The organism is Micromonospora sp. WMMD1155 (genome assembly GCF_029581275.1).
GTDB lineage: Bacteria > Actinomycetota > Actinomycetes > Mycobacteriales > Micromonosporaceae > Micromonospora.
In genome coordinates this window covers 4945564-4965979 of record NZ_CP120742.1, presented here as the reverse complement: position 1 = coordinate 4965979, position 20416 = coordinate 4945564, and the positions used below count along the sequence as shown (strand labels likewise).

The 20416-nt window shown below is 71.3% G+C and carries 14 protein-coding genes and 1 tRNA gene; 7 read left to right on the top strand and 8 right to left on the bottom strand.

What is annotated here, in order from left to right:
• Positions 1–9: 9 nt before the first annotated feature.
• Genes O7617_RS22830 through O7617_RS22815 form a run of 4 tightly spaced genes read right to left on the bottom strand, consistent with a single transcriptional unit; the run spans position 10 to position 3937 of the window.
• Positions 10–2001 carry a hypothetical protein gene (locus O7617_RS22830; protein WP_282258020.1) on the bottom strand — a complete coding sequence of 664 codons (1992 nt, stop codon included), beginning with the start codon at positions 1999–2001 and terminating at the stop codon, positions 10–12.
• Between the two features lie 5 nt (positions 2002–2006).
• Complete coding sequence (locus O7617_RS22825) at positions 2007–2714, bottom strand: hypothetical protein (RefSeq protein WP_282258019.1); 708 nt, start codon at positions 2712–2714, stop codon at positions 2007–2009.
• Between the two features lie 9 nt (positions 2715–2723).
• The gene (locus O7617_RS22820; RefSeq protein WP_282258018.1) at positions 2724–3092 is read right to left on the bottom strand and encodes a hypothetical protein; all 369 of its coding nucleotides are present in this window, start codon (positions 3090–3092) and stop codon (positions 2724–2726) included.
• A 26-nt stretch (positions 3093–3118) separates the two neighbouring features.
• On the bottom strand, positions 3119–3937 hold the full coding sequence (locus O7617_RS22815; RefSeq protein ID WP_282258017.1) for a hypothetical protein: 819 nt from the start codon (positions 3935–3937) through the stop codon (positions 3119–3121).
• Between the two features lie 564 nt (positions 3938–4501).
• Here O7617_RS22815 and O7617_RS22810 point away from each other — a divergent pair.
• Complete coding sequence (locus O7617_RS22810; protein WP_282258016.1) at positions 4502–4954, top strand: helix-turn-helix transcriptional regulator; 453 nt, start codon at positions 4502–4504, stop codon at positions 4952–4954.
• An 85-nt stretch (positions 4955–5039) separates the two neighbouring features.
• Positions 5040–5888, top strand: a complete 849-nt coding sequence (locus O7617_RS22805; RefSeq protein ID WP_282258015.1) for a DUF6042 family protein — start codon at positions 5040–5042, stop codon at positions 5886–5888.
• A 730-nt stretch (positions 5889–6618) separates the two neighbouring features.
• On the opposite strand, the gene O7617_RS22800 is transcribed toward O7617_RS22805, so the two are convergent.
• From O7617_RS22800 to O7617_RS22785, 4 genes are all read right to left on the bottom strand, one after another.
• Complete coding sequence (locus O7617_RS22800) at positions 6619–7578, bottom strand: hypothetical protein (RefSeq protein ID WP_282258014.1); 960 nt, start codon at positions 7576–7578, stop codon at positions 6619–6621.
• Positions 7579–8308: 730 nt separating this feature from the next.
• Positions 8309–9325 carry a site-specific integrase gene (locus O7617_RS22795; RefSeq protein ID WP_282258013.1) on the bottom strand — a complete coding sequence of 339 codons (1017 nt, stop codon included), beginning with the start codon at positions 9323–9325 and terminating at the stop codon, positions 8309–8311.
• Positions 9318–9824 (bottom strand): AbrB/MazE/SpoVT family DNA-binding domain-containing protein, encoded by a 507-nt coding sequence (locus O7617_RS22790; protein WP_282258012.1) that lies wholly within the window; start codon positions 9822–9824, stop codon positions 9318–9320. Before O7617_RS22790 ends, O7617_RS22795 begins: the two co-directional genes overlap by 8 nt.
• 89 nt (positions 9825–9913) lie before the next feature.
• Positions 9914–9997 (bottom strand) — tRNA-Leu (locus O7617_RS22785).
• Between the two features lie 231 nt (positions 9998–10228).
• On the opposite strand from O7617_RS22785, the gene O7617_RS33485 reads away from it, so the two are divergent.
• The 5 genes from O7617_RS33485 to O7617_RS22760 all read left to right on the top strand — a co-directional run bounded on the left by O7617_RS33485 (position 10229) and on the right by O7617_RS22760 (position 20347).
• A complete protein-coding gene (locus O7617_RS33485; RefSeq protein ID WP_348774146.1) occupies positions 10229–12892 on the top strand; it encodes a hypothetical protein in 2664 nt (887 codons plus the stop codon).
• A gap of 217 nt (positions 12893–13109) precedes the next feature.
• Positions 13110–15734, top strand: a complete 2625-nt coding sequence (locus tag O7617_RS22775) for a fibronectin type III domain-containing protein (protein WP_282258011.1) — start codon at positions 13110–13112, stop codon at positions 15732–15734.
• Positions 15735–15760: 26 nt separating this feature from the next.
• Positions 15761–16756 carry a MoxR family ATPase gene (locus tag O7617_RS22770; protein WP_282258010.1) on the top strand — a complete coding sequence of 332 codons (996 nt, stop codon included), beginning with the start codon at positions 15761–15763 and terminating at the stop codon, positions 16754–16756.
• Between the two features lie 13 nt (positions 16757–16769).
• On the top strand, positions 16770–17939 hold the full coding sequence (locus tag O7617_RS22765; protein WP_282258009.1) for a DUF58 domain-containing protein: 1170 nt from the start codon (positions 16770–16772) through the stop codon (positions 17937–17939).
• Complete coding sequence (locus O7617_RS22760; protein ID WP_282258008.1) at positions 17933–20347, top strand: transglutaminase domain-containing protein; 2415 nt, start codon at positions 17933–17935, stop codon at positions 20345–20347. The genes O7617_RS22765 and O7617_RS22760 overlap by 7 nt, the downstream gene beginning before the upstream one ends.
• Positions 20348–20416: the final 69 nt, after the last annotated feature.

Genomic DNA, 20416 nt, shown 5'->3' with positions numbered 1-20416 from the left:
TCCTTCTCGCTAGACCGGGATGATGGGGACCTCGGCGGCGCCCCCCGCTGCCGCGCCCCCGGCGCGGCTCCCACCGGCGGCTTCCCCGCCGGCCGTGCCGCTGCTGTTCGACTGACCGCCGCTGCCAGGCGCGTCGGCTTGCGGCCCGGCGCCCGGCCCGGCCCCACCGGGACCGCCAAGTCCGGCACCACCACCAGCCGCGTCTCCGCCGCTCGCGGGAGAGGGCAGGTTCTTCTGCGCCGCGCCGGGGGTTACCGGGAGGGATGCCTGTTCCCCCGTCGCGTCCCCGGGCGTGGTGAGCTGTCCTCGGGCAACGTCGCCCTGCGCCGTACGGGAGTCCTGCTCGACACCGTCGGCTTCTTGCCGGTTCTCGTCGCCGCCCTGGCCTTGGCCCTGTCCGGGTTCGCCGCTCGGCTCGCCCACCTTGCCGCTGTCGCCGCGGCCTTCGAGAGCGCCCACGGCATCCGGGATCGCCCCGGCGCGGACGCCGGGGATACCCGGCCCGGACGCGGGACTCGTGGGGATCGCGTCGGAGTTGCCCTGCATCAGCGACGTCGCATCACCCCCGCCGCCACTGCCGCCGTTGAGCGGGTCGGTGAGCCGGCGGGCGGCGGCGTCCATCCCGACTGCGCCCGCCGCGGAGGTCAGGAAGCCTCGGGCGTCGACGTCGGCGAGGTAGCCGTCCCACATGCTCGTCAGCCGCAGCAGAATCCACGGCGCGAGGACCATCAAGATGATGATGAACATGCCCCGCAGCACGTTCACGACGTTGTCGCTCTCATACGTGGTGCGGGTCCCGTAGATCCACAGCGCGGCAATGAAGAACTTGCTGGCCGCGAGCGCGTTGCAGGTCCAAAACCACTTCCGGCCCCACGAGCGGGTCTCGGCCATCACCTGCCCGGTCATCGCCATCGCCCCGAACAGCGCCGCGCCAGCGGCCAACAGCGAGCGAAAGAGCAGCATCAGAAACACCAGCACCAGACCGACGAAGCTGATCACCGCCACCACGAAGGCCAGCAACACGGTGCCGGTGTCCGCCGTCAGAGTGTTCAAAGCGTCAACCCACATGGACGGCTGCCAGTCCCGCTGCTGGTTGCGCTGAATCAGCGCGATGGTCGCCTCGTCCCACGCGGCCATCAGGGTGAACGCGATGCCACCGGCGAACGCGATGCCGAACATCGCCCTGACCAGCCCGCCGAGACTCGACAACGGCCCTGGGCCGCTGAGCCGCATGCCGTTGATCGCGGTGGACAGGATGAAGACCAGCAGCACCATGATGATCAAAACGCCGCTGATGTCGTTGTAGACGTCGTAGAACGGCTCGTCAGCCACGGCCGAGCTCTGCTCGAACACGACTTCGGCCAGCTTGCTCAGCGCCCACGCGAACCCCGCCACCGCGACGTCCGCCAGGCCCTCAAAGCCCGACCGGGCGGCGTCCTTGACCTGCGTGCCGACTCGGCACGCCACGTCCAGCGTCGGGCAGTCCTCCGACGGGTTCAGCGAGGAGTTCAGCAGCAGCGACGCGCGCAGCGCCTCACACCGTTTCTCCTTGGCAGTCCACCGGGCGGCGTTGATCGGCTCCTCGCTCGCACGCTCGGCGAACCGTTCACACCGCACCGGCTGACGACCACCGGCCGGAAGGCGGTCGTCGAGGACCGAATGCGTCCGGTCCGGCGGCGGAGTCTCGAGCGTCACGGACACCGCATCGCAGCGTTCCTGGTCAACTGCGCTGGTCGCCTTGCTGCACACCGTGACCCAGCCGTCGCCGGACTGCCACTGCACCCACGGCAGACACCAGGCCACCTGCGGACCCGGCTCATCCAGGCCCCCCGGTCGCGGCAGCTGGCCGTTCGAGGCGGGAGCGGGACAGGGAGTGCTCGACGCCGACGGCTCTGGTGTCGGCGCCGCTGCTGCGGACCCCGGCATGACCAACCCGCCCACAACGGCGGCGGCCACGGCGACGGCACCGACACGGCGCAGCCAGCTCAGCAGAAGGGTCATGTCGGTCACACCGTTCCCGGCACCCATGACTGGGCGCTCAGCACCTCAAGCATCGGCTGGGTGTCGCGCGGTCCCCCATCATGTTGGGCCCCGCGCATTTCAGGCGGCGGCACCGGCGTCGACCGCTGAGCGGCGCTCACCCTCCAGCGGCCCTGCTCCCAGCGGACAGTGACGTTCTGGACGTACCAGCCGCCGGCGAGTCCCGCCTGCGGCCCCGCGACGATCCCATCGGTCACCGCGCCGCTGAGCACGCACAGCAGCACCCGCACCGGCACCTCACCGCCGTCCGGCACCACCACGGTGAGGTCGTCGCCCGGCACCCACACCCGAGCCACCACGACCTGCGAGATCACCGCCCCGGCGTCCCGCTCCGAGCCCGCGCCGACGATGTCGGCCACCGCCGGCATGGACCCCGGGCTCGCAATCAACTCGACGACCGACTGCCGCTCCCCAGCCGGGCGGACGGCGGCGGCGGCCAGCGACGTCAGGTACGCCGCCGCGGCGTCACCCGCACCGCGCGGCGTGCTCGGGAAACCAACCGGAACTCCTTGCCGCAACCGGCCGGCGTATTCCTCTGTCGTCACCTGCTGCTGGGCACTCGCGCGGCCGGTGGCGAAGGTACCCGCCAACGCGACCAAGACGACCGCGACGACGGCGGGGACCGACCCGAACCCGCGCCGGCCGGTGGCCGGCTTGAACGCTGACATCGACATCCGAGTCGCCTAGATCTCGGTGAGCAGGAAAGAGATGATCGTCGTGGTCGAGCCGATGACGATCGCTACCAAACCCGCCTTCCACATCATGCTTTTACCGCGATCGGAGATGATGTGCGCGCCGAAGATCGGCCCGACCCCAAACGCGATGGCTCCGGCAGCCAGGCCAGCGACAGCCGACACGACACCGAGGAACAGTGCGGCGTTCGCCAAGGTGTAGAACAGGTCCGATCGCGGGACCGCCGCCGGGTCTGGATTGATCCGGCCGAAGTCGAAGCCGCTGCCAGACGGCGTCGGCGTAGGACCTGGTGCCGCCAGAAACGCCGCCGCCTCGGGCGCTCGCACAGCCAACGCCGCTGCCATCCAATGCAGAATCATCACCGCGTTCCCCCCGTTTGATGCCGTCAGCTAGACGGCGGACTACCTGCCTGCTGGCCGAGGTCAACCGGACACCGGTCGATCACGGCCGCGGCGATGTCGATCAACGCCGAGCGCGTCAGCTTGCTCACCGAGCGGTGATCCACCGGGTCCGGTCGCGCAAGCACCGGGTCATAGGGCACTCGCACCAGATGGCCCGCGGCCTGCCGCGCCAACTGCTCGATCGCCCGTACCTCACGCGCCGTTGTGTGCGAGGTCGCCATCACGACCACCACCGCCCCGTCCGCCACGTCGGTCAGGCGGACGGCCCGTAGGTGCGCCAGCAGGCGCATGGTGTGCTGCAACGAATCGACCGAGGCCCGCGCAACGAGCACCGGCACGGTCGCCCAGCCCAGGGCCCGCCAGGTCGGCGTGTTGTCCGCTGCCGGCAGATCCAGCAGCGCGAGGGCATAGACCTCCCGCAGATGCCCCACCACGCCGAACATCTCCGACCACGTCGGAGGGCGCCGCTGCGCGGTCATCTTGCTTTCACCGACCAGAGCCCGAAGCCCAGTTGCGCCCACCTGCATCAGCGGCTCGGCCACCGCCGGTTCCGCAAGCCTCTCGGCCGCGAGCGTCGCGTCCCACACCGTCGCTGAACTGCCGCGAGGCGCACGATGCCCCAGCCCACCCCACGCTCGGCCGGTGGCGTCCACTGCCACGATCGGGGCTGGGCTGGCAAGTGCCAGGATTCCACCGAGAGCCGCCGTGAGCGTCGAACGGCCAGTACCGCCGTCTGCGGAGGACACGCAGACCAGCGGGCAGCCGGCACGTAATGCCGCCGCGCGCAGCCACAGCGTCTCCACTCGGCTACCCGCGCCGAACTCCCGGGGAATTTCCCGCAGTCCGGTCGTTGGGCTTGTTTCCCACCAGGGCCCCGCGGCCTCTCGGGCTTGCGTGGACTCTTCTTCAGTCGAGGGCCGTGCTGGCGGGACGGGTGCAGCCCGTCCCGCCAGCTCCCCCCGCCCACTGGCACCGGGAACCTCCGCAGAAGTTTCGGCGCCAGCGGGCCGGCCGGCCTGCCCATTTGCTGCGTCCACGTCCGCCTCCCCCAAGGCTTGTCGAACAGCACAGGCCGACGCCGGCTTGACCCGACGCGGGCCAGTCCCCCGTTACTGTCACGACCTGAACGTTGACCACACGAGCAGGCCAGCAGAGACCCCGTTGCCGCGCGGCTTCGCGGCCCCTGCAGAACGAATCGGGGCCTCAGACCCCCTCCAACGAGGCCAACCGATGCGCTACCGTCTACCTACATAGATTTGGCTTGACGGCCAAATCTATGTGGCTTCGGCACAGAGAGCTAAGCACACATCACACGGAAGTTCCACATATAGTTGGGATCCGACCACTTATAGTTGGAGTCTGGTGCCATGGGGGGACCAAGCGAGCAGCCACAACGTGGCACAAGCTCGGCGCTAGTCAGAGACAGACTTCGAGAGCTGTACGCGCGCAAGCGTCCGGCGGGCAGGGGGCCCTACACCGACGCCGAAGTAGCTCAGGCCCTCACCGCCAAGGGCCACCGCATCTCCGAAGAGACGCTGCGGAGACTCCGGACTGCTGAACACTCCAACCCCACGGCCTCGACGTTGACAGCGCTCGCCGAGTTCTTCGACGTCAACCCAGGTCACTTCCTCGACCCCTCGCAGGACGACGCAGAGGTCCACGACCCGGGGGTACAGGTGATGATGCGCTCCATCAAAGATCTCTCGCCCGAAGGACGCGAAGGCATCGCCGCAATCATCCAGAACGTCCTGAAGATGGAGCGAGCCGCGCAGGACAGCCGCGACCGAACACCGACGGAGCCCGACCGAAGGGCTGGCTGACTGAGGTACTCATAGTGGAGGCCAGCGCGACCGACTTGCCTGGTCAACGTGACGAACTTGCGTACGGGCGCGTTACGATCCGCTCGTGACCGATTCGGACGAGCCGATCCGCGTACCCGTGTTGTTCCAGCTGGGCTGGTTCCGCTGGCTGCCGCTGTCCGCGATGGACCTTGAGGAGATCCTGCACCGCTTTCCGGGCACCGATCGCCAGGAGGTGGTTCTGGCGCAACGGGTGTGGAACGCCCGCCGGACCGGCGCGGATCTGGACCGCACCCTCGCGCCCGACGTTCTTGGAGACAGCCTGCCGTCCGCGCCGGCATGGCCGGACCCCACCGGACCGACCGGCGATCCCGACGATGAGCAGGCGTACCAGGACGAGCTCGCCGATCATCAGCAGCGCGTCAACGAGTACGACGAGGTGACCAACCGACTCGGCATTCCCCCGGTCCGGACGGCGGAGCAGGTGCTAGATCTGATGATCCAGCTCCGCCTCGTCGAAGTTGACACGACCGATGGGAACGAAGTGTTGCGGCTCGCCGCGAACCCTCCGCTGCCCACGGAGGTCCTGCCGCTGAGCCCCGAGCAGCGCGCGATGGAGGACAAGGGGCGATGGTCGTCGCGGTACGGAAGGCTGGCGCAACGAGTGCTGCGACTGTTCGTCGACGAGCCGAGCGGCGATCTCAGCCGGGTAACGATGGCGACATCGCTTGACCGGCTCGCCGCAGCGACCGACTCCGATCCGGAGGACGTCCGTCACGCGGTCCAGGCGCTGGTAGAGGAAGGAGATTTCTCCGCCCATCGGCAGGGCGCCCCGATCGACGCCGAGCGACTCGTTCCTCACCAGCGATTCGATCTGGTCGTCGACCCAGACCGCTTCTACACCGACCGGATCTCGGTTCAACTCACCCGGCCCGTCGAGCGCTCGGACTACTGACGGCAACGGGCCCGACCGGCGGGATACCCGGCCTCCGGGTCCGCAACGGGGTCCCGTGCCGGCGCTGGTCGCAGGCAACCGCGAAAGTAGGCCGATAGTCACGTTGCGCCGCGCCGGTCGGCGACACCGCGAGCTGAAGCCCGAGCAGGTTATCGTCAGCGTCAGCCGTCCCAAAAGGAGCTCCTGACTTGCTTTCCGCCGCGCGGCCTAGACGAGCTGCACGACGCGTTCGGTTGGTGGACGCGTGCCGACGACGAGTCACGGAGCGGCGTCACGAGCGAGCGACGGCACTCACGGGAGCTGAGGACTTGGGCGCTGGTACCGAATCCAGCCGACCGTGGCTCGGCGGCCTGCGGCGCGCCGCCGAGCCACGGGGGCGAATCCGTCCATGGACGGGACTTGCAAATCAATAACCGCCCAGGCCAAAACGACAGCCACGGCCGACCGCACCGCCGTCGGCAAACAGCGACGCCGACCTGACGGCCGCCCTCACCCACGGATGAACCCGCACCGACAGGGCTCAACTCGCTGAGTTCGGGAAGGAAAGCCGGGGCTTCTGGAGCACAGGAGCGCTCTGCGTCCTCGTGTTCGCGGCGACGATACGGACGGTCACATCGCCGGCGTCTTGGACTGGGGCTGGAGGCCGCCCGCTGCATCCGCAGACAGACTTGAGCGCGACCTCCTGGCCGAGAAGTCACTAGCCACCGGGTGGTAACCCGAGCAAGCCGGCTTAATCCCACGTGTTGGGGTCGACGTACGTATCGGTCTTTCTCAGGTAGGGCACCGCACGGGTCCACTCGCCGAGGAGATTGGCGAATCCGTCATCGTCGGTAGCCCAGACCTCACCCAATCCCACGGGCCCGGAGTCTGAGCTCGACTCGACCACCACCATGGGAACGACCGGGTCGCTGGCCCACTTGCTGCGCTGCTTCTGCGCTGGCCGCACGTACAGGACCCTCGAATGGACCTCATCAGGCTGCGGAAAGACCAAGTGCGCTTCAAGTGGGTCGTCGACCGCCCTGGCTCTACCGCCACTGGCGATACATGCCGCGACGAGTTGCTCTATGCGTACCAACTGCTCGCGGGCGCCCCACCGGCGCGCTGGACTTGTTTCGAACATCCATGCCTGCACGATCCACCCGGCCGCGCCGTCTGGTAGCGGTCCAACCTCTCCGTTGCGCAACGACCGAGTCACCTCGCACATCTGCCATATCCGCGAGAACGCAAGCTCCGGATCGCCCCCGGTCGGCAGTAACCGCAGCGCCTCGCCCCGTTCCGCCGCGTCGGCGGCGATCTCGTCCGCGATCGTCAGTCGCTGGGTCCGTGGCAATGCACCGAACACCTCGGGCAGTTCTCCGGCGAGCAGCTCGGCGAGATCCTTGTAGCTCCACGCCTCCGCGTGGCGGTTACCCTCGTCGGCCATCAGCGCCACCGGGTCAATCGCGACCTCCGAGTCCCGCAGCGCCTTTACGAGGCGATCGATCGCCTCCTCAATGGCCGGATGAGTATCGAGGAATGCCGCAGCGTCCCATGCGTCCTCAGAAAGCCGCGTGAGGACACTGGCGAGGCGGGCTGCACGTTGCGGGTCGTCTACGGTGGTGATCTTGCAGCTTTGGTCGCACTCCTCGCCGGACCATGTCGCGATCACAGTGGTCCGGGGACCGGTGGGCAGAACGCTGTAGCTGGTCATTGCCAAGCTCCTAACGGGGTACAGAAAGCCGCCAGGAACCCGCGCATCACCGCGATCGATCCTGGCGAACTGAGAATGATTTCCGGTAACCCCGCAGCACGACCGCAGCGCCGATCCGTACAGTCAGCATCACATGCCCGACCACTCAGGGGCAACTGGCAGTCAAGCGCGAGGCCAGCAGGAACCACGGTTAGTGTCGCGGCGCGACATGAATGCTTATGTCGAACACACAGCCGTCGTGCCACGCTTCGGCCTCTACCCCGCAAGTTTGGTGAGCCGTCGACGGCTACGGTCCGGCGGATCGGCCGATCGGCCGATCGGCGGAAGAGGGCATCGATGCTGGGGCCGGGAAGCGATGCGTGAAGGCCGGGGGTAGGGCACGACGAGCGGGGCGGCCTTCCCGGGCTTGGACTTCGGAAACGACAGTCACCCCTCAGGCCTCAGGAGACCCGTCGGCCTGACGCCCGGACATCTGTAGCCAGCCGCTACCGCCCTGCCCTGCTGCGTCTGCCTTGAGCACGCTGTCTTCTCAATGGAGACCAGCCAGGTACGGCCGGCGATGCTGTGCGTCCGGAATACATCGACGGTCGCGTCCACGTCGTCGCAGTGGCTGCACCGGCCGCCTACTGCCGGTGCAGACCACCTGACAGCTGTCAGGTGGTCTGCACCGGCTCGGAGCTGAGCGCGGATACACCCGGCACGGTCGGCCGGGCGCACCCACTCGCTCGCGTCAGGCTAGAGGATGAGGCTCGCCCGTGAGAGCCGCCAAGGCGACGGCAACCTCGTGGAGGCTCGCGCGAACGTACGTGGTGGTGGTGCCGGCGTCGCTGCCACCACCGGAATGCCCCGCGTACTCGCGGGCCACAGCGTAGCCAAAATTCCGCTCAACCCACGTCAGCGTCGTGTGTCGCAGCCAGTGCGTACTGATTTGCTGGACATACACCCACTGCAGATGCTCGCCGATCCGCACCCACAGGTGGTCGTAGCGGCGGTACGTGATGGGCTGCCCGTTGCGGTACCGCAGCAATTGACCTGCCCCCGTCGCGTGCCGATCCTCGGCATGCGACCGCAGGTGCCTCATGAGGGTTGGCGACACCGGCTGCCACCGCACCGTGTCGCCCTTCTCCCGCAGGAGGATTAGGCACTGTTCCGGGTCCAGGTCGACCGGCCGAAGTGCCAGCGCGCCACCCCGGCGACATGCCGTCTCGGTGTGTAGCCGGAGCAGGAGGCTGTCCAATGCCGGATCATCACCTGTACTGGCGACGACGGCATTGATTTCTGCCAAGCGTGTGTCGGCTACTGCTCGCCTCGTGCTGGGCAGGCGCCGTGGCTTGGCTACCTTAAGAGCGGGGTTATCCGCCGCAGCGATGTGTCCGTCAGCGACCGCCCGCCGGTAGAGGCACCGCAGCGCGGCGATCAGGTGCTCTGCGGCACTTCGCCCACCTCGTGCGTTTCGCCGAGCTACCACGTGCGTCTTTACGTACTCCGCAAGCTGCTCGATCTCCGACGGGGTGGGTTCATTGAGTCGCCTCTGCCCCCACTGCTCCAAGACCCGCTTCCAATACGATCCGTAGGCACGCCGGGTTCCATCGCTGACCGCCGCCGACACGATTGGTACGTAATCTGCGAACGTCGGCGCCTGCGGACGCTTCGTCGCCGCCTCAATGAGGTCAGCGGGCGAGATGCCCATCCTCGCGAGCAACAACCGAGCGGCATCCAGTTCGGCCTGGCTCGCCGTGTCACTCATGCTGTTCACCGCCGAGAGCAGCAGTGTGTATCTGAGCGACCACCGCGTCCAAGGCCGCGGGTGGATGCACGACAAGCACGCCACCATCGGGGTCCGCCGCCAGCAGCAACCGGTCGCCCGGCTTGAGACCGCACCATTTTCGGACGGCTGCCGGCAGATGTAGATGACCTTGACCCGTCAGGGTAAAGACGCCCTGCGGGTCCAGTCGGACGACGATGAGCCCGGCGCTCTCGTGGATATGAAGGCGGGTACCGCAGGCCCATCCGAGAGCGCGGACGATCATACGATCAGCGATCCGGCCACTGACATCGATGGCAGCCAGGCCGTAGACCGTCGAGCCTGCCCGGGGTGTGGGAAGGTCGGGCAGGGGCAATGGAGGGCGCCGCAGCGCCGCCCCCAGCCGACGGTCCGTCCCCTGACTCCGCGCGGGAGGCGTCAACGGCGGGATCAGAGGGGCCACGGTCACATCAGCCACGGCGATCACCGCCGCGCGTCGCATCCGTCGAGGCTGTCGCGAAGATGCGATCCGCGTGGTCAAGCGAGCTTGACCACCAGTACGTCAAGTACAGCAGGGATGCTTCAAATCTGTGTCCGAGGGGGGACTTGAACCCCCACGCCCTATACGGGCACTAGCACCTCAAGCTAGCGCGTCTGCCATTCCGCCACCCGGACCTACACGTTCAGCCTACCTTGCCGACCGGATGATCTTTCCATCCGATGTCGGTACGGCGGGCCGCACGGGGAGTTACTGTACACGCCGCTCGTGGATCATGCACATCGCCTTCCGGCGTCCCGGTCTGGGCGCTCTCGCCACTGCTCAGGCGGCTTCACCGGGCCGCACCGACACGGCGGTCACGCGTGTCCGGGTAGCGTCCGGCGGCCCTCTGGCGGCAGCATTGCCACGTGTCCCATCCCTCCCCCCTCGCAGCCGTCCAGCATCGGGCCCTCGCCCTGCGTTCCGCTGGCGATCTCAGCGCCGCCCGGCAGCTGCTCGCGGAGGCTGTCGAGTCCCCTCCCGCGCCGTACGCTGGCGATCATCCCGAGGTGCTGCACACCGCGCATCTGCTGGCGCGGTTGCACCGGGAGGCGGATGATCCGCTCGGCGCCCGCCGGGTGTTGGAGGAGGCGTTCGCAGCGGGTGAGCGGCGGTGGGAGCACTCCGACCCGGGGCTGCTCACCATCGCCTTCGAACTCGCCGAGGTGGCCGAGGAACTGGGCAACCGGCACGAGGCCCGCCGCAACTACACCCGGGTCGCCACCGCCGGGCCCGCGGTGCTCGGTGAGCACCACCCGACGGTCCGCGCCGCCCGCGACTACCTCGGCCTGCCCGCGTCGGCCCCGAGCGGGCCGCCCAACCCACCGCCCACGCCCGCTCCGGAGCCGGTCAGTGCGCCGCCCGTCTCCGGTGTCCGGTCGGCGCTGTCCGGGCCGACGCTGTCCCTGGCGACCCTCGCCGCGATGCGTCCCTCCGGTCTCAAACCGGCGACCGCCGCCTCACCCTGGGCTCCGCCGCAACCGCCGGCCCCACCCCAGCAAACCCCTCCAGGGGTACGCGCACCCGGCGCACCCGGCAACGCCGTCGCCCCGGCGTCAGCGCCTCCGACGCAGCCCATCCACCGGACGCCCACCTCGGTCCCGCCGACGCACACTGTCCCGCAGGCACCTCCCTCGGCCACGCCACCGCGACCCGCCCAGCCACCGCGCCCCGCCCAGCCGACCCCGACCCCGCCAGCACAACCCGCCCCGCCGACACCTACCCCGCCGGTGCAGCCAGGGCCACCCCCGGCGGCAAGCCATTCGCCCGGGCGGGCGATGGAGAGCCAGTCGCCCGGGCCGAGGGTCGAGAGCCAGCGTCCCCGGCTGAGTACCGGTGCCCGACCGCTCATGCCGAAGGCCGGAGGCCAACCGGCCGCACCGACTGCCGACGGCCGGTTACCCAGGCCCGGGGCCGAACGCCAGCCGGTGCCGTCATCCGAGCAGGGGCCGCCACACCGACCACCGGTCGGGCCTCTCGCCGCGCCGCGCCAGCGTGTCGGCGATGACCACCCGCCCGTCGACGCCGCCGCACACCACCCGGCCGCCCCACCGGCTCCGACACCCGCACCCCGCTGGGACGAGCCCACGATCCAGGTACGGCAGATCGAGCCGCTGCTCGCCGAGGAGGCGGCCCGAACGGGAGTCAGGCCAATCGGACCGGTCGACGCAGCCGATGTCGAGGCGACGTCGCCGGGCAGCCCGTCGCCGACCAGGAGCCACCCGGGGCCGACACGGCCGGTCGGCGGAGCACCAGCCCACCCGGTCAACGCGCCGCCGACCCACCCCGTCTCCGCCCCTCCGACGAGCGCACCGCCCATTCCCCGGCAACCGGTCGCCGGGCCCCCGCAGAGCGCGCCCTCCGTCTCCGCACCATTCAACACCGCACCGCCCAACGCCGCACCACCCGATCCCGCGCCGCCCAACGCCGCGTCTTCCGTACCCCCGTGGGGGTTGACCGCGCCGCCGTGGAGCCAGAGTGGCCCGCCGCCACTGCCGAACACCGGCGCCGAGGTCGCTGGGGTCGCTGAGCCGCCCCGGGCGGACGCCGAACCCGCCGGTGGGGACGGTGAGTCCGGGCTGGACATCTTCGACGCCGCGGTGGTGCCGACGCAGCGGGCCCGGGCCTCGGCGTCCGACGCGACCGAGGTGCTCCCGGCCGTCGCGGCGAGCAGTGGTCCGCCCGGCGGTCACGCCGACCCGGGCCAGCCGTTCGCCGTCCAGGCCGGATCGGTCGCCACGCCGTCGACGCCGACTCCGGTGGAGTGGTCGGCGCAGGGCAGCGCCGCGACGCCGGGCGTGCCGCAGCCGTTCACGCAGCACCAGCAGGACGGGCAGCACCAGCAGGACGGGCAGTCGACCCCGGCAGACCTGGCCCACCACCCGACGCAGAGCCACCACCAGGACCACCACGCCACCCCGGAGCACCACCCGGTTCAGGCTCACTACCCGGTGCGGGAGCACGAGCAGGGCCAGGCGTTGTACCCGGGCCAGCAGTACCAGCCGATGCCGGACGCGTACCGGCCGGCGTACGCCGACGAGGACGGCTCGGCGGGCCGTAACCGGGCGACGCTGATCGGCGCGGTGGTGGCGGCCGGGGTCGCCCTTGTGGCGGTGGCCGGACTGGGCGCGGTGGTGCTGACCCGCGACGATCCGCCGCCGGGCGGGGCCGCGCCGACGACTGCGGCACCGACGGCCGTGGTGCCGACGGCGGCCGGGCCGCCTCCGGGTGATCTGAAACTGCGGGACGACTCGACCACGATCACGCTGACCTGGACGGATCCGTCCGGCGGTGCGGTGCCGTTCATGGTCGCCGCCGGACGGGCCGGGCAGGCACTGGGGGTGATGGCCACCGTGGACCCGGGCCGCACCAGTTATACGGTCAACGGGTTGAACTCCCGAGTGGATCACTGCTTCACCGTGTTGGCTGTCTACTCGACGGACAGCTTCGCGACCTCGGGCCAGGTCTGCACCGCGCGGGAGCGCACCGCCTCGCCGAGTGGAAGGCCCTCGGGCCGACCGTCGCCAAGCTGACCCGGAACGTGAGCCGGGCCGAGCCGGAACGTGAGCCGAACCGATTCGGAGCGTGCACCGGGCTGAGCTGGGCGTCCACAACGCACACGCTCGGTATCCACAGGGGTGACCGTGCGGGTTCCCCCGCCACCAGCAGCGCCATATGATGGCACCCGGCTCAGGGGAGGGGTCGCCGCGCGGCGCGCCACCTGCCACGACTCATTGGAGGCAGCCGGCTGTGGCCAGCATCGACGACGCCGTACGGACCGACGCCCCCCGCTCCCGGTCCCGGCTTCGCGGTGGGCTGGTGACCGTCGGCACGGTGGCCGCTCTGCTGGCCGCCATGGGGTTGACGGTTCTCGGGCTGGGTGCGGCCGACAACGCGGTGGCCAACTACGACGCGAGTTCCTGGCTGTGGAGCACGGCGCGCAGCGAGCTGGCCCGGGTCAACGGGGTGACCGCCCGGGTGGACACCCGCACCGAGATCCCCGGCGCCAACCGTCACCCGATGCAGGTCACCCAGACCGACCGGCTGCTGATCCTGCGTGACCTGCAGACCGGGCAGGTCAGCTCCCTGGACCTGGCGACCCTGCAGCTCACCGCGACCACCAAGACGACCCCCGGCCTCGGCGTGAGCGTCGCCCTGCACGAGGACGCGGCGTTCGTCGTCGACGCCGTGCAGGGCATCGTGCGGCAGCTCGACCCGCGGTCGTTGGCCCCGGTCGGCGAGCCGGTCCGCTATCCCCCGGGCATCGCCGGTGGCACCTTCGACGGCGAGGGTCGGCTCTGGATCGCGGTGCCCAGCCAGGGCACCGTCTCGGCGATCACCGCCGCGAAGCTGCCGTCCGCGCCGGCCTCGGCCGCGCCCGACGGTGGCGGGATCAGCCCGGAGCGGGTCGAGTCGTACGACGTGGCCGAGGCGAGCCACGAGCTGGTGGTCTCCACCCTGGACGACGGTGTGGCGGTGCTCGACCGCACGGCCGGCAAGCTGGTGCGCGTGCAGCGCGGCAAGGTGCACCCGACGCCGTTGACGCTGTCCGGTCCGGCGGCACTGCCCGCACGCACCAGCGGCCCCCGCATCCCGGTCACCGTTCCCGCCGAACGGCGGGTGCTGGTGGTGGGCGACGGCGGGGAGGAGAAGGCGTTCACGGTGCCGGGTGAGGGGGATCGGCTCAGCGCGGCGGTGGCCTGGGCGGACCGGTTCTACTGCGCCGACGAGTCCACCGGCACGATCTACGCCTTCGACGGGGGCGGGCAGCTGGTCGAGACCATCGGCGGGCGGGCGAACGGGCCGCTGGAGCTGGAGGTCCGGGAGAACCACCTGTTCATCAACTCCCCCGACGCGGCGACCGCCCGGGTGGTGGACGACAAGCACCAGGTGCGTGAGGTCGACAAGTACGCCAACGACGTTCTCGGCGGCGACCCGCCGCCGGTCGCCCCGCCACCGCCCCCGCCGAAGAAGCCCCGGGTGGGTAAGCCGAGCGCTCCGCGCAGCGTGACCGCCTCCGCCGGCAACGCGCAGGCCCGGGTGAGCTGGCGGCCGGCTGCCGCCAACGGCGCCGAGATCATGAAGTACGTGGTGGAGGGTGCCGGCCAGCGGGTGGAGGTGGGCGCGAACCAGCGTGCGGTGGAGATCAAGGGTCTGACCAACGGCGAGACGTACCGGTTCGCCGTGCACGCCGTCAACGCCAAGGGCGACGGTCCGCCACGCACCAGCAACCCGGTGACCCCGACCGCCGCGGTGCCCGACCCGCCGGCGAGCGTCACCGCCCAGGAGCGGCCGGACGGCACGGTGCTGGTGAAGTGGCCGGCCGCGAACGGGCAGGGCAACACCATCGCGAGGTACGCGGTGACGGCTACCTCGGCGGGGACGAACGCCCCGGCCGGCGAGTCGACGAAGACGGAGCTGGTGGTGCCGGCCGGTGAGCTGGAGTACGGCACCCAGTACGCGTTCACGGTGGTGGCGGTCAACAGCAAGGGCGCCGGGTCGGCGGCCTCGCCGGTGAGCAACACGGTGGTGCCGTTCGCAGCGCCGGGTCGTCCGCTCAACCTGCGGGCCGGCACCGTCGCCAACCAGCCGGGCGCGGTGACCGTGCAGTGGGCGCCGGCCGAGGCCAACGGTCGGCCGGTGACGAAGTACCTGGTGGACGTCGGTGGGCGCACCAGCGAGGTGACCGACACCCGCACGACGGTCACCGGGCTGGGCAACGGCCAGAACGTCACGGTGAAGGTGAAGGCGGTCAACGAGGCGGGGCCGGGCCCGGAGGCCACCGCCACCGCGCGTACGGTCGCCGAGCCCCGGGTCACGGTGACCGGTTCGTCGGCGACGGCCACCGGGGCGACGGTGACGTTCACAGTGGACGCCGGTGGCGGTCAGGCGACCTGTTCGCTGAGCACGACGGGTGAGCCGGCGAAGGCCGGGGCGTGTTCCAGCATCACGATGACGGGCCTGACGCCGGGCACCAACTACACGTTCACGGTGACCGCGAGCAACGCCGCCGGTAAGGGCACGGCGACGAGGGCCCAGAAGACGCAGCCGCTGTACGGGATCGCGACCTGCCGTAACGGCGCGTCCGGGCCCGAGTCGACCTACTGCGACCGGGACCGGGATGGCCGCAACGGCAACGAGATCTTCTCGGTCGCGCGGCAGGACAACGACAAGCAGGTGGGCTGGGCGAAGCCGGGCACCAGGCTGCAGGCGTACTGCAAGAAGTCGGGCGAAGAGGTCTACGCCTACATCTACAACAACGAGAAGCGCAGCACCTGGTGGGTGCAGGTCAACTTCGAGGGGAAGAACTACATCCCCTGGGCCTGGCTCAACCTGGAGGGCGGCGACACCATCAACGTCCTGCCCACCTGCTGATCCACCAGCGAGGAGCACCACCGACCGTGAACACCCACGAGCCACTCACCCAGCCGGAGGTGCAGGGCTTCGCGGCCCTGGCCGCCCGGCTGGCCGAGAACGTCAACGCGGTGGTGCTCGGCAAGCCGCAGGTGGTGCGGCTGGCGCTGACCGCGCTGTTCGCGCAGGGTCACGTGCTACTGGAGGACGTGCCGGGGGTCGGTAAGACGACCCTGGCCCGGGCCATCGCCGCCACGGTGAAGGGTGAGTGGCGGCGCATCCAGTTCACCCCCGACCTGCTCCCGTCGGACGTGTCCGGCGTGACGATCTTCAACCAGGCGACCCGGGACTTCGAGTTCCATCCGGGGCCGGTCTTCGCCAACATCGTCATCGCCGACGAGATCAACCGGGCGTCGCCGAAGACCCAGTCGGCGCTGCTGGAGGTGATGGAGGAACGCACCGTCACGGTGGACGGGGTCCGGCACCCGGTGCCGTCGCCGTTCCTGGTGGTCGCCACCCAGAACCCGGTGGAGATGGACGGCACGTACCGGCTGCCCGAGGCACAGTTGGACCGGTTCCTGGTGAAGCTGTCCGTCGGCTACCCGGACGAGGCGGTCGAGGTCGAGGTGCTGCGCGGCGCGACGGTGCGCTCCCCCGAGGCGCTCGCCCCGGTCACCGACACCGCCACCGTCGGGGAGATGGTCCGGATGGCCCGCCGGGTGCACATCGCCGAGCCGCTCTACGCGTACGCGGTCCGGCTGGCCGCCGCGACCCGCGCCCACCCGCAGGTACGCGTCGGGGTCAGCCCTCGGGGTGTGATCGCGTTGACCCGGGCGGCGTGCGCGTACGCGCTGATCGACGGGCGAGGTTGGATCATGCCGGAGGACCTGAAGGCGCTCTCCGAGGCGGTGTTCGCGCACCGGCTGCTGCTCACCCCGGAAGCCCAGGTGCGTGGGTTGACCGCCGCGGAGGTGCTGCGCCAGGCCATCGCCTCGGTGCCGGTGCCGCTGCCGTCGGGGCAACCCGCTCCGGTGCAGGGCTGACCGGCAGCAGCGGATGGGGATCACCGCCCGTGGGATCGGGCTGCTCGTCGCCGCCGTCGTGCTGCTGGGGGCGGGTCTCCGGTTCGCGTACCCCGAGTTGACGCTGCTCGGCGCGGCGGCCGGCGCGGCGGTGGGCTACGCGGCACTGGTCGCGGCCTGGCGGCCCCGGTTGACGGTCACCCGGCACGCCGACCCGGACCGGGTGGCGCGCGGCGAGTCGGCGAGCATGACGGTGACAGTGCGCAACTCGGGCCGGCTGCGGTCGGCGAACCTGCTGGCCGAGGACCGGTGCGGCGAACGCGTCGTACCGGTTCCGGTGCTGCGTCTGCGACCGGGGCGGGACACCGAGGTCCGCTACGACGTGCCGACCCACCGACGTGGGGTGGTCGCGGTCGGGCCGCTGCGGGTGACCCGACGCGACCCGCTGGGTCTGGTGGCGTCGGCCCGCCCGTACGGCGCGGTGGTGCCGGTCTGGGTGTACCCCCGGATCCACCCGCTGACGGCGGTGCCCACCGGCGCGGGGCGCAGCCTCGACGGCCGGGTGGACGGGGTGCCGCACGGGTCGATCACGTTCGACTCGCTGCGGGAGTACGTGGTCGGCGACGAGCTGCGCCGAGTGCACTGGCGGACCAGCGCCCGGGTGGGTGAGCTGATGGTGCGGGAGAACGTCGACACCAGTCTGCCGCGTCTGGTCGTCCTGCTGGACAACCGTGTCGCCGCGCACCCGCAGCGCGTCGACGGGGTGGCGGAGTCGTTCGAGTCGGCGTGCGAGGCGGCGGCGTCGGTGGTCACCGCCGCACACCGCGCGGACCTGCCGGTGGTGTTGCTGTTCGTGGCCGCCGAAGCGGCGACGCCCGGCGGGGAGGCGGACTCCGGGGCCGCCCTCGGACCGCTGGACCGGCTGGCCGCCGCCGAACTGTCCACCGACGACGACGCGGTACGCGCGGCCACGACCCGACTGCGACAGGACCGGCTCGGCGACACGTTGATCTTCCTGACCGGGCCGGGTGGCCGAGGTGAGCTGGGGCATGTCGGCGCGCTGCGCGGCGCGTACCCCTCGGTGGTGGTCGGGGTGTTCGGCGCGGCCGAGCCGACGCCACCAGGCGCCGCCGGTCTGGTGGTGGTCGACGCGGCGGACGGCGCACGGTTCGCCGCCGAGTGGGACGGGGTACGCCGGTGGTGACGCACGTGGTGCGGGTGCTGCGGGCGGCCGTCGTCCCGGCGGCGTTGATCGGGTTGACGGTGCTCGCCGGGGTGGCGCTGGGCCGGGTGTACGCGGGTGACCTGCTGACCTGGCTGGTGGGCGGCGCGGCGGCCGGTTCGGTGCTGGTCAGTGTCGCCGCCCGCCGGTTGCCGTCCTGGCTGGTGGCGCCGGTGTCGGTGGCCGCGATGGCCGGCTGGACACTGTGGTCGCTGCGGCTCGCCGCCGACCACGCCGAGCTTCCCGGGAGCCTGCTGGAGGTCACCGCGGACGCCGCGCGCAACGGCATTCCCCGGCTGCTCACCGCGATGATTCCGGTGGAGCCCGCACCGGACACGGTGCTGGTGCCCGTCGTCGCCGCCTGGTTGGCCGGGTTGGCGGGTGCGGAGGTGGCGCTGCGCGCCGGCCGGGTGCTGCTGGGGTACCTGCCCGCGGCGGGGCTCTACGCCGCCGCCCTCTACGCGGTCGGCCCGAACGCCGAGCCGGCGGTCGGGACGACGGTGGCGTTCGTCGCGGTCGCGGCGGTCGGCCTGGCGGCACCCGGCACCGCGCCGCCGGTCGGCGGCGATCCGGCCGCCGACCTGGCACCTCGGATACGCGCGGCGGTGCGACTCCGGCTGGCCGCCGGTGCGACGCTCGGTGTGGCGGTGGTGGTCGGGTCGGTCGCGCTCCTCGGTCCCGTGGTCGCCGGTCAGGTGGACGGTCGACCGGTGGACCCGCGCCGGTACGTGGAGCCACCGCAGGTGCAGTCGCTCGACGAGAACCCGTTGATCCGGATCTCCGGTTGGGCGCTGCGTCCGGAGCAGAAACTCCTCGAGGTGAGCACGGAACGCGACGGCACCCCGCCCGACGCCGCGCCGCCGGACGGCGAGCCGGAACCCGATGGCGTGCGGATCCGGTTGGCGGTGCTCAGCGACTACGACGGGGTGACCTGGCGGGTCGGGGCGACGTACCGCAACGCCGGCCGGATCCTGCCGGCCGCCACACCTCCTGAGGACAGCACCGTCGGGACGGTCCGCCAGCAGATCACCGTGGCGGAGTTGAGCGGTCGACTTCTCCCGGCCGTGGCGACGCCTCGGGAGGTCAGCGGCGCGCGGGTGGCGTACGACCCGGCGACCGGGACGCTGATCCGGCCGGAGGGGTTGACGCCGGGGCTGCGCTACGAGGTGACCTCCGCCGAGGCGCATCCGGATTCGAACCTGTTGGGCACCGCCAACGTGCCCGCCGGTGACGAGGTGGCGCGGGTGTTGCGGGTCGCCGACGGGGTCCCCGACCCGATGCGCCGGTTGGCCGGGCAGCTCGCCGAGGAGAACGGCGCTCCGTACGCGCGGGCGTTGGCGATCGAGCAGTTCCTGGCCGAGCACTACCGGCTGGTGGCGGACGCGCCGAGCGGGCACGCGTACCCGAATCTGGGTTTCTTCCTCTTCGGGCCCCGCGACGGTGGTGGTCAGGAGGGTACGTCCGAGCAGTTCGCGGCGGCGTTCGCGGTGCTCGGCCGGCTCTCCGGGCTGCCGACCCGGGTGGTGGTGGGTTTCCGGGCCGGTGCGCAGGGGCCGGTGCTGGCCGGGGACGCGTACGCCTGGCCGGAGGTGCTCTTCGACGGGTTGGGTTGGGTGCCGTTCGACCCGCTGCCACGCCCGAACAACGAGCCGAGGCCGGTGGAGGAGGATTTCCGGCCGACGCCGGACGATCCGCCGCCGTCGGAGGCCCCGGCGCCCACCGTGGAGCCGACCGCGTCGCCGGAGCCGGTGGCCGCCCCGGACGGGCCACCCGGACGCGGTGGGTTGTCCACGCCGGTGCTCGTCGCCGGGGGCAGCGGCGGCCTGGTGCTGCTGGTGGGGGCGCTCCTGCTCGCCCTGTTGGCGATGCGTCGCTCGCTGACCCGGAGTCGGCTCGTCCAGGGTGATCCCGGCCGGCGTATCGCCGGGGCCTGGCAGGAGGTCACCGACGCGCTGCGCCTGGCCGGTCGACCGGTCAGCGACGACCTGGCCGCCACCGAGGTGGCCGGGCACGCCCGCCGGGCCCTGGCCGACGCCCAGGCCGACGCGACCGGCGGCCACCGCGGCGGCAGCGGCAGTGGCGGCGGCGGCGGCGGCGGTCCAACCGCAGGCGGCCCGACCGGTGGCGGCCCGACCGACAGTGGCGTAGCCAGCGGCGGCCTCACCCCCGGCCGCCCGACCAGCGAAGGGTCCACTGTCGACGAGCTGGCGGCCCTGCTCAATCAGGTGGGCTTCGCCCCCGGTGCTGCGACTCCGGACCAGGCGGCGCGGGCCGCCGAGGTGGCCACCGCCTATGTGGCGACCCTGCGCGCCGCCCGCCCCTGGTGGCGGCGCCTGCTCTGGTCCGTCCACCCGTCCCCCCTCCGCCGCGCCCGCCGATCCCCCCGCTGACCCCCGCCCACCGCACCCACCCGGTCCACCCACCCCCCCGATCCCCTCGGTGATCAAGAGGTTTGCGTC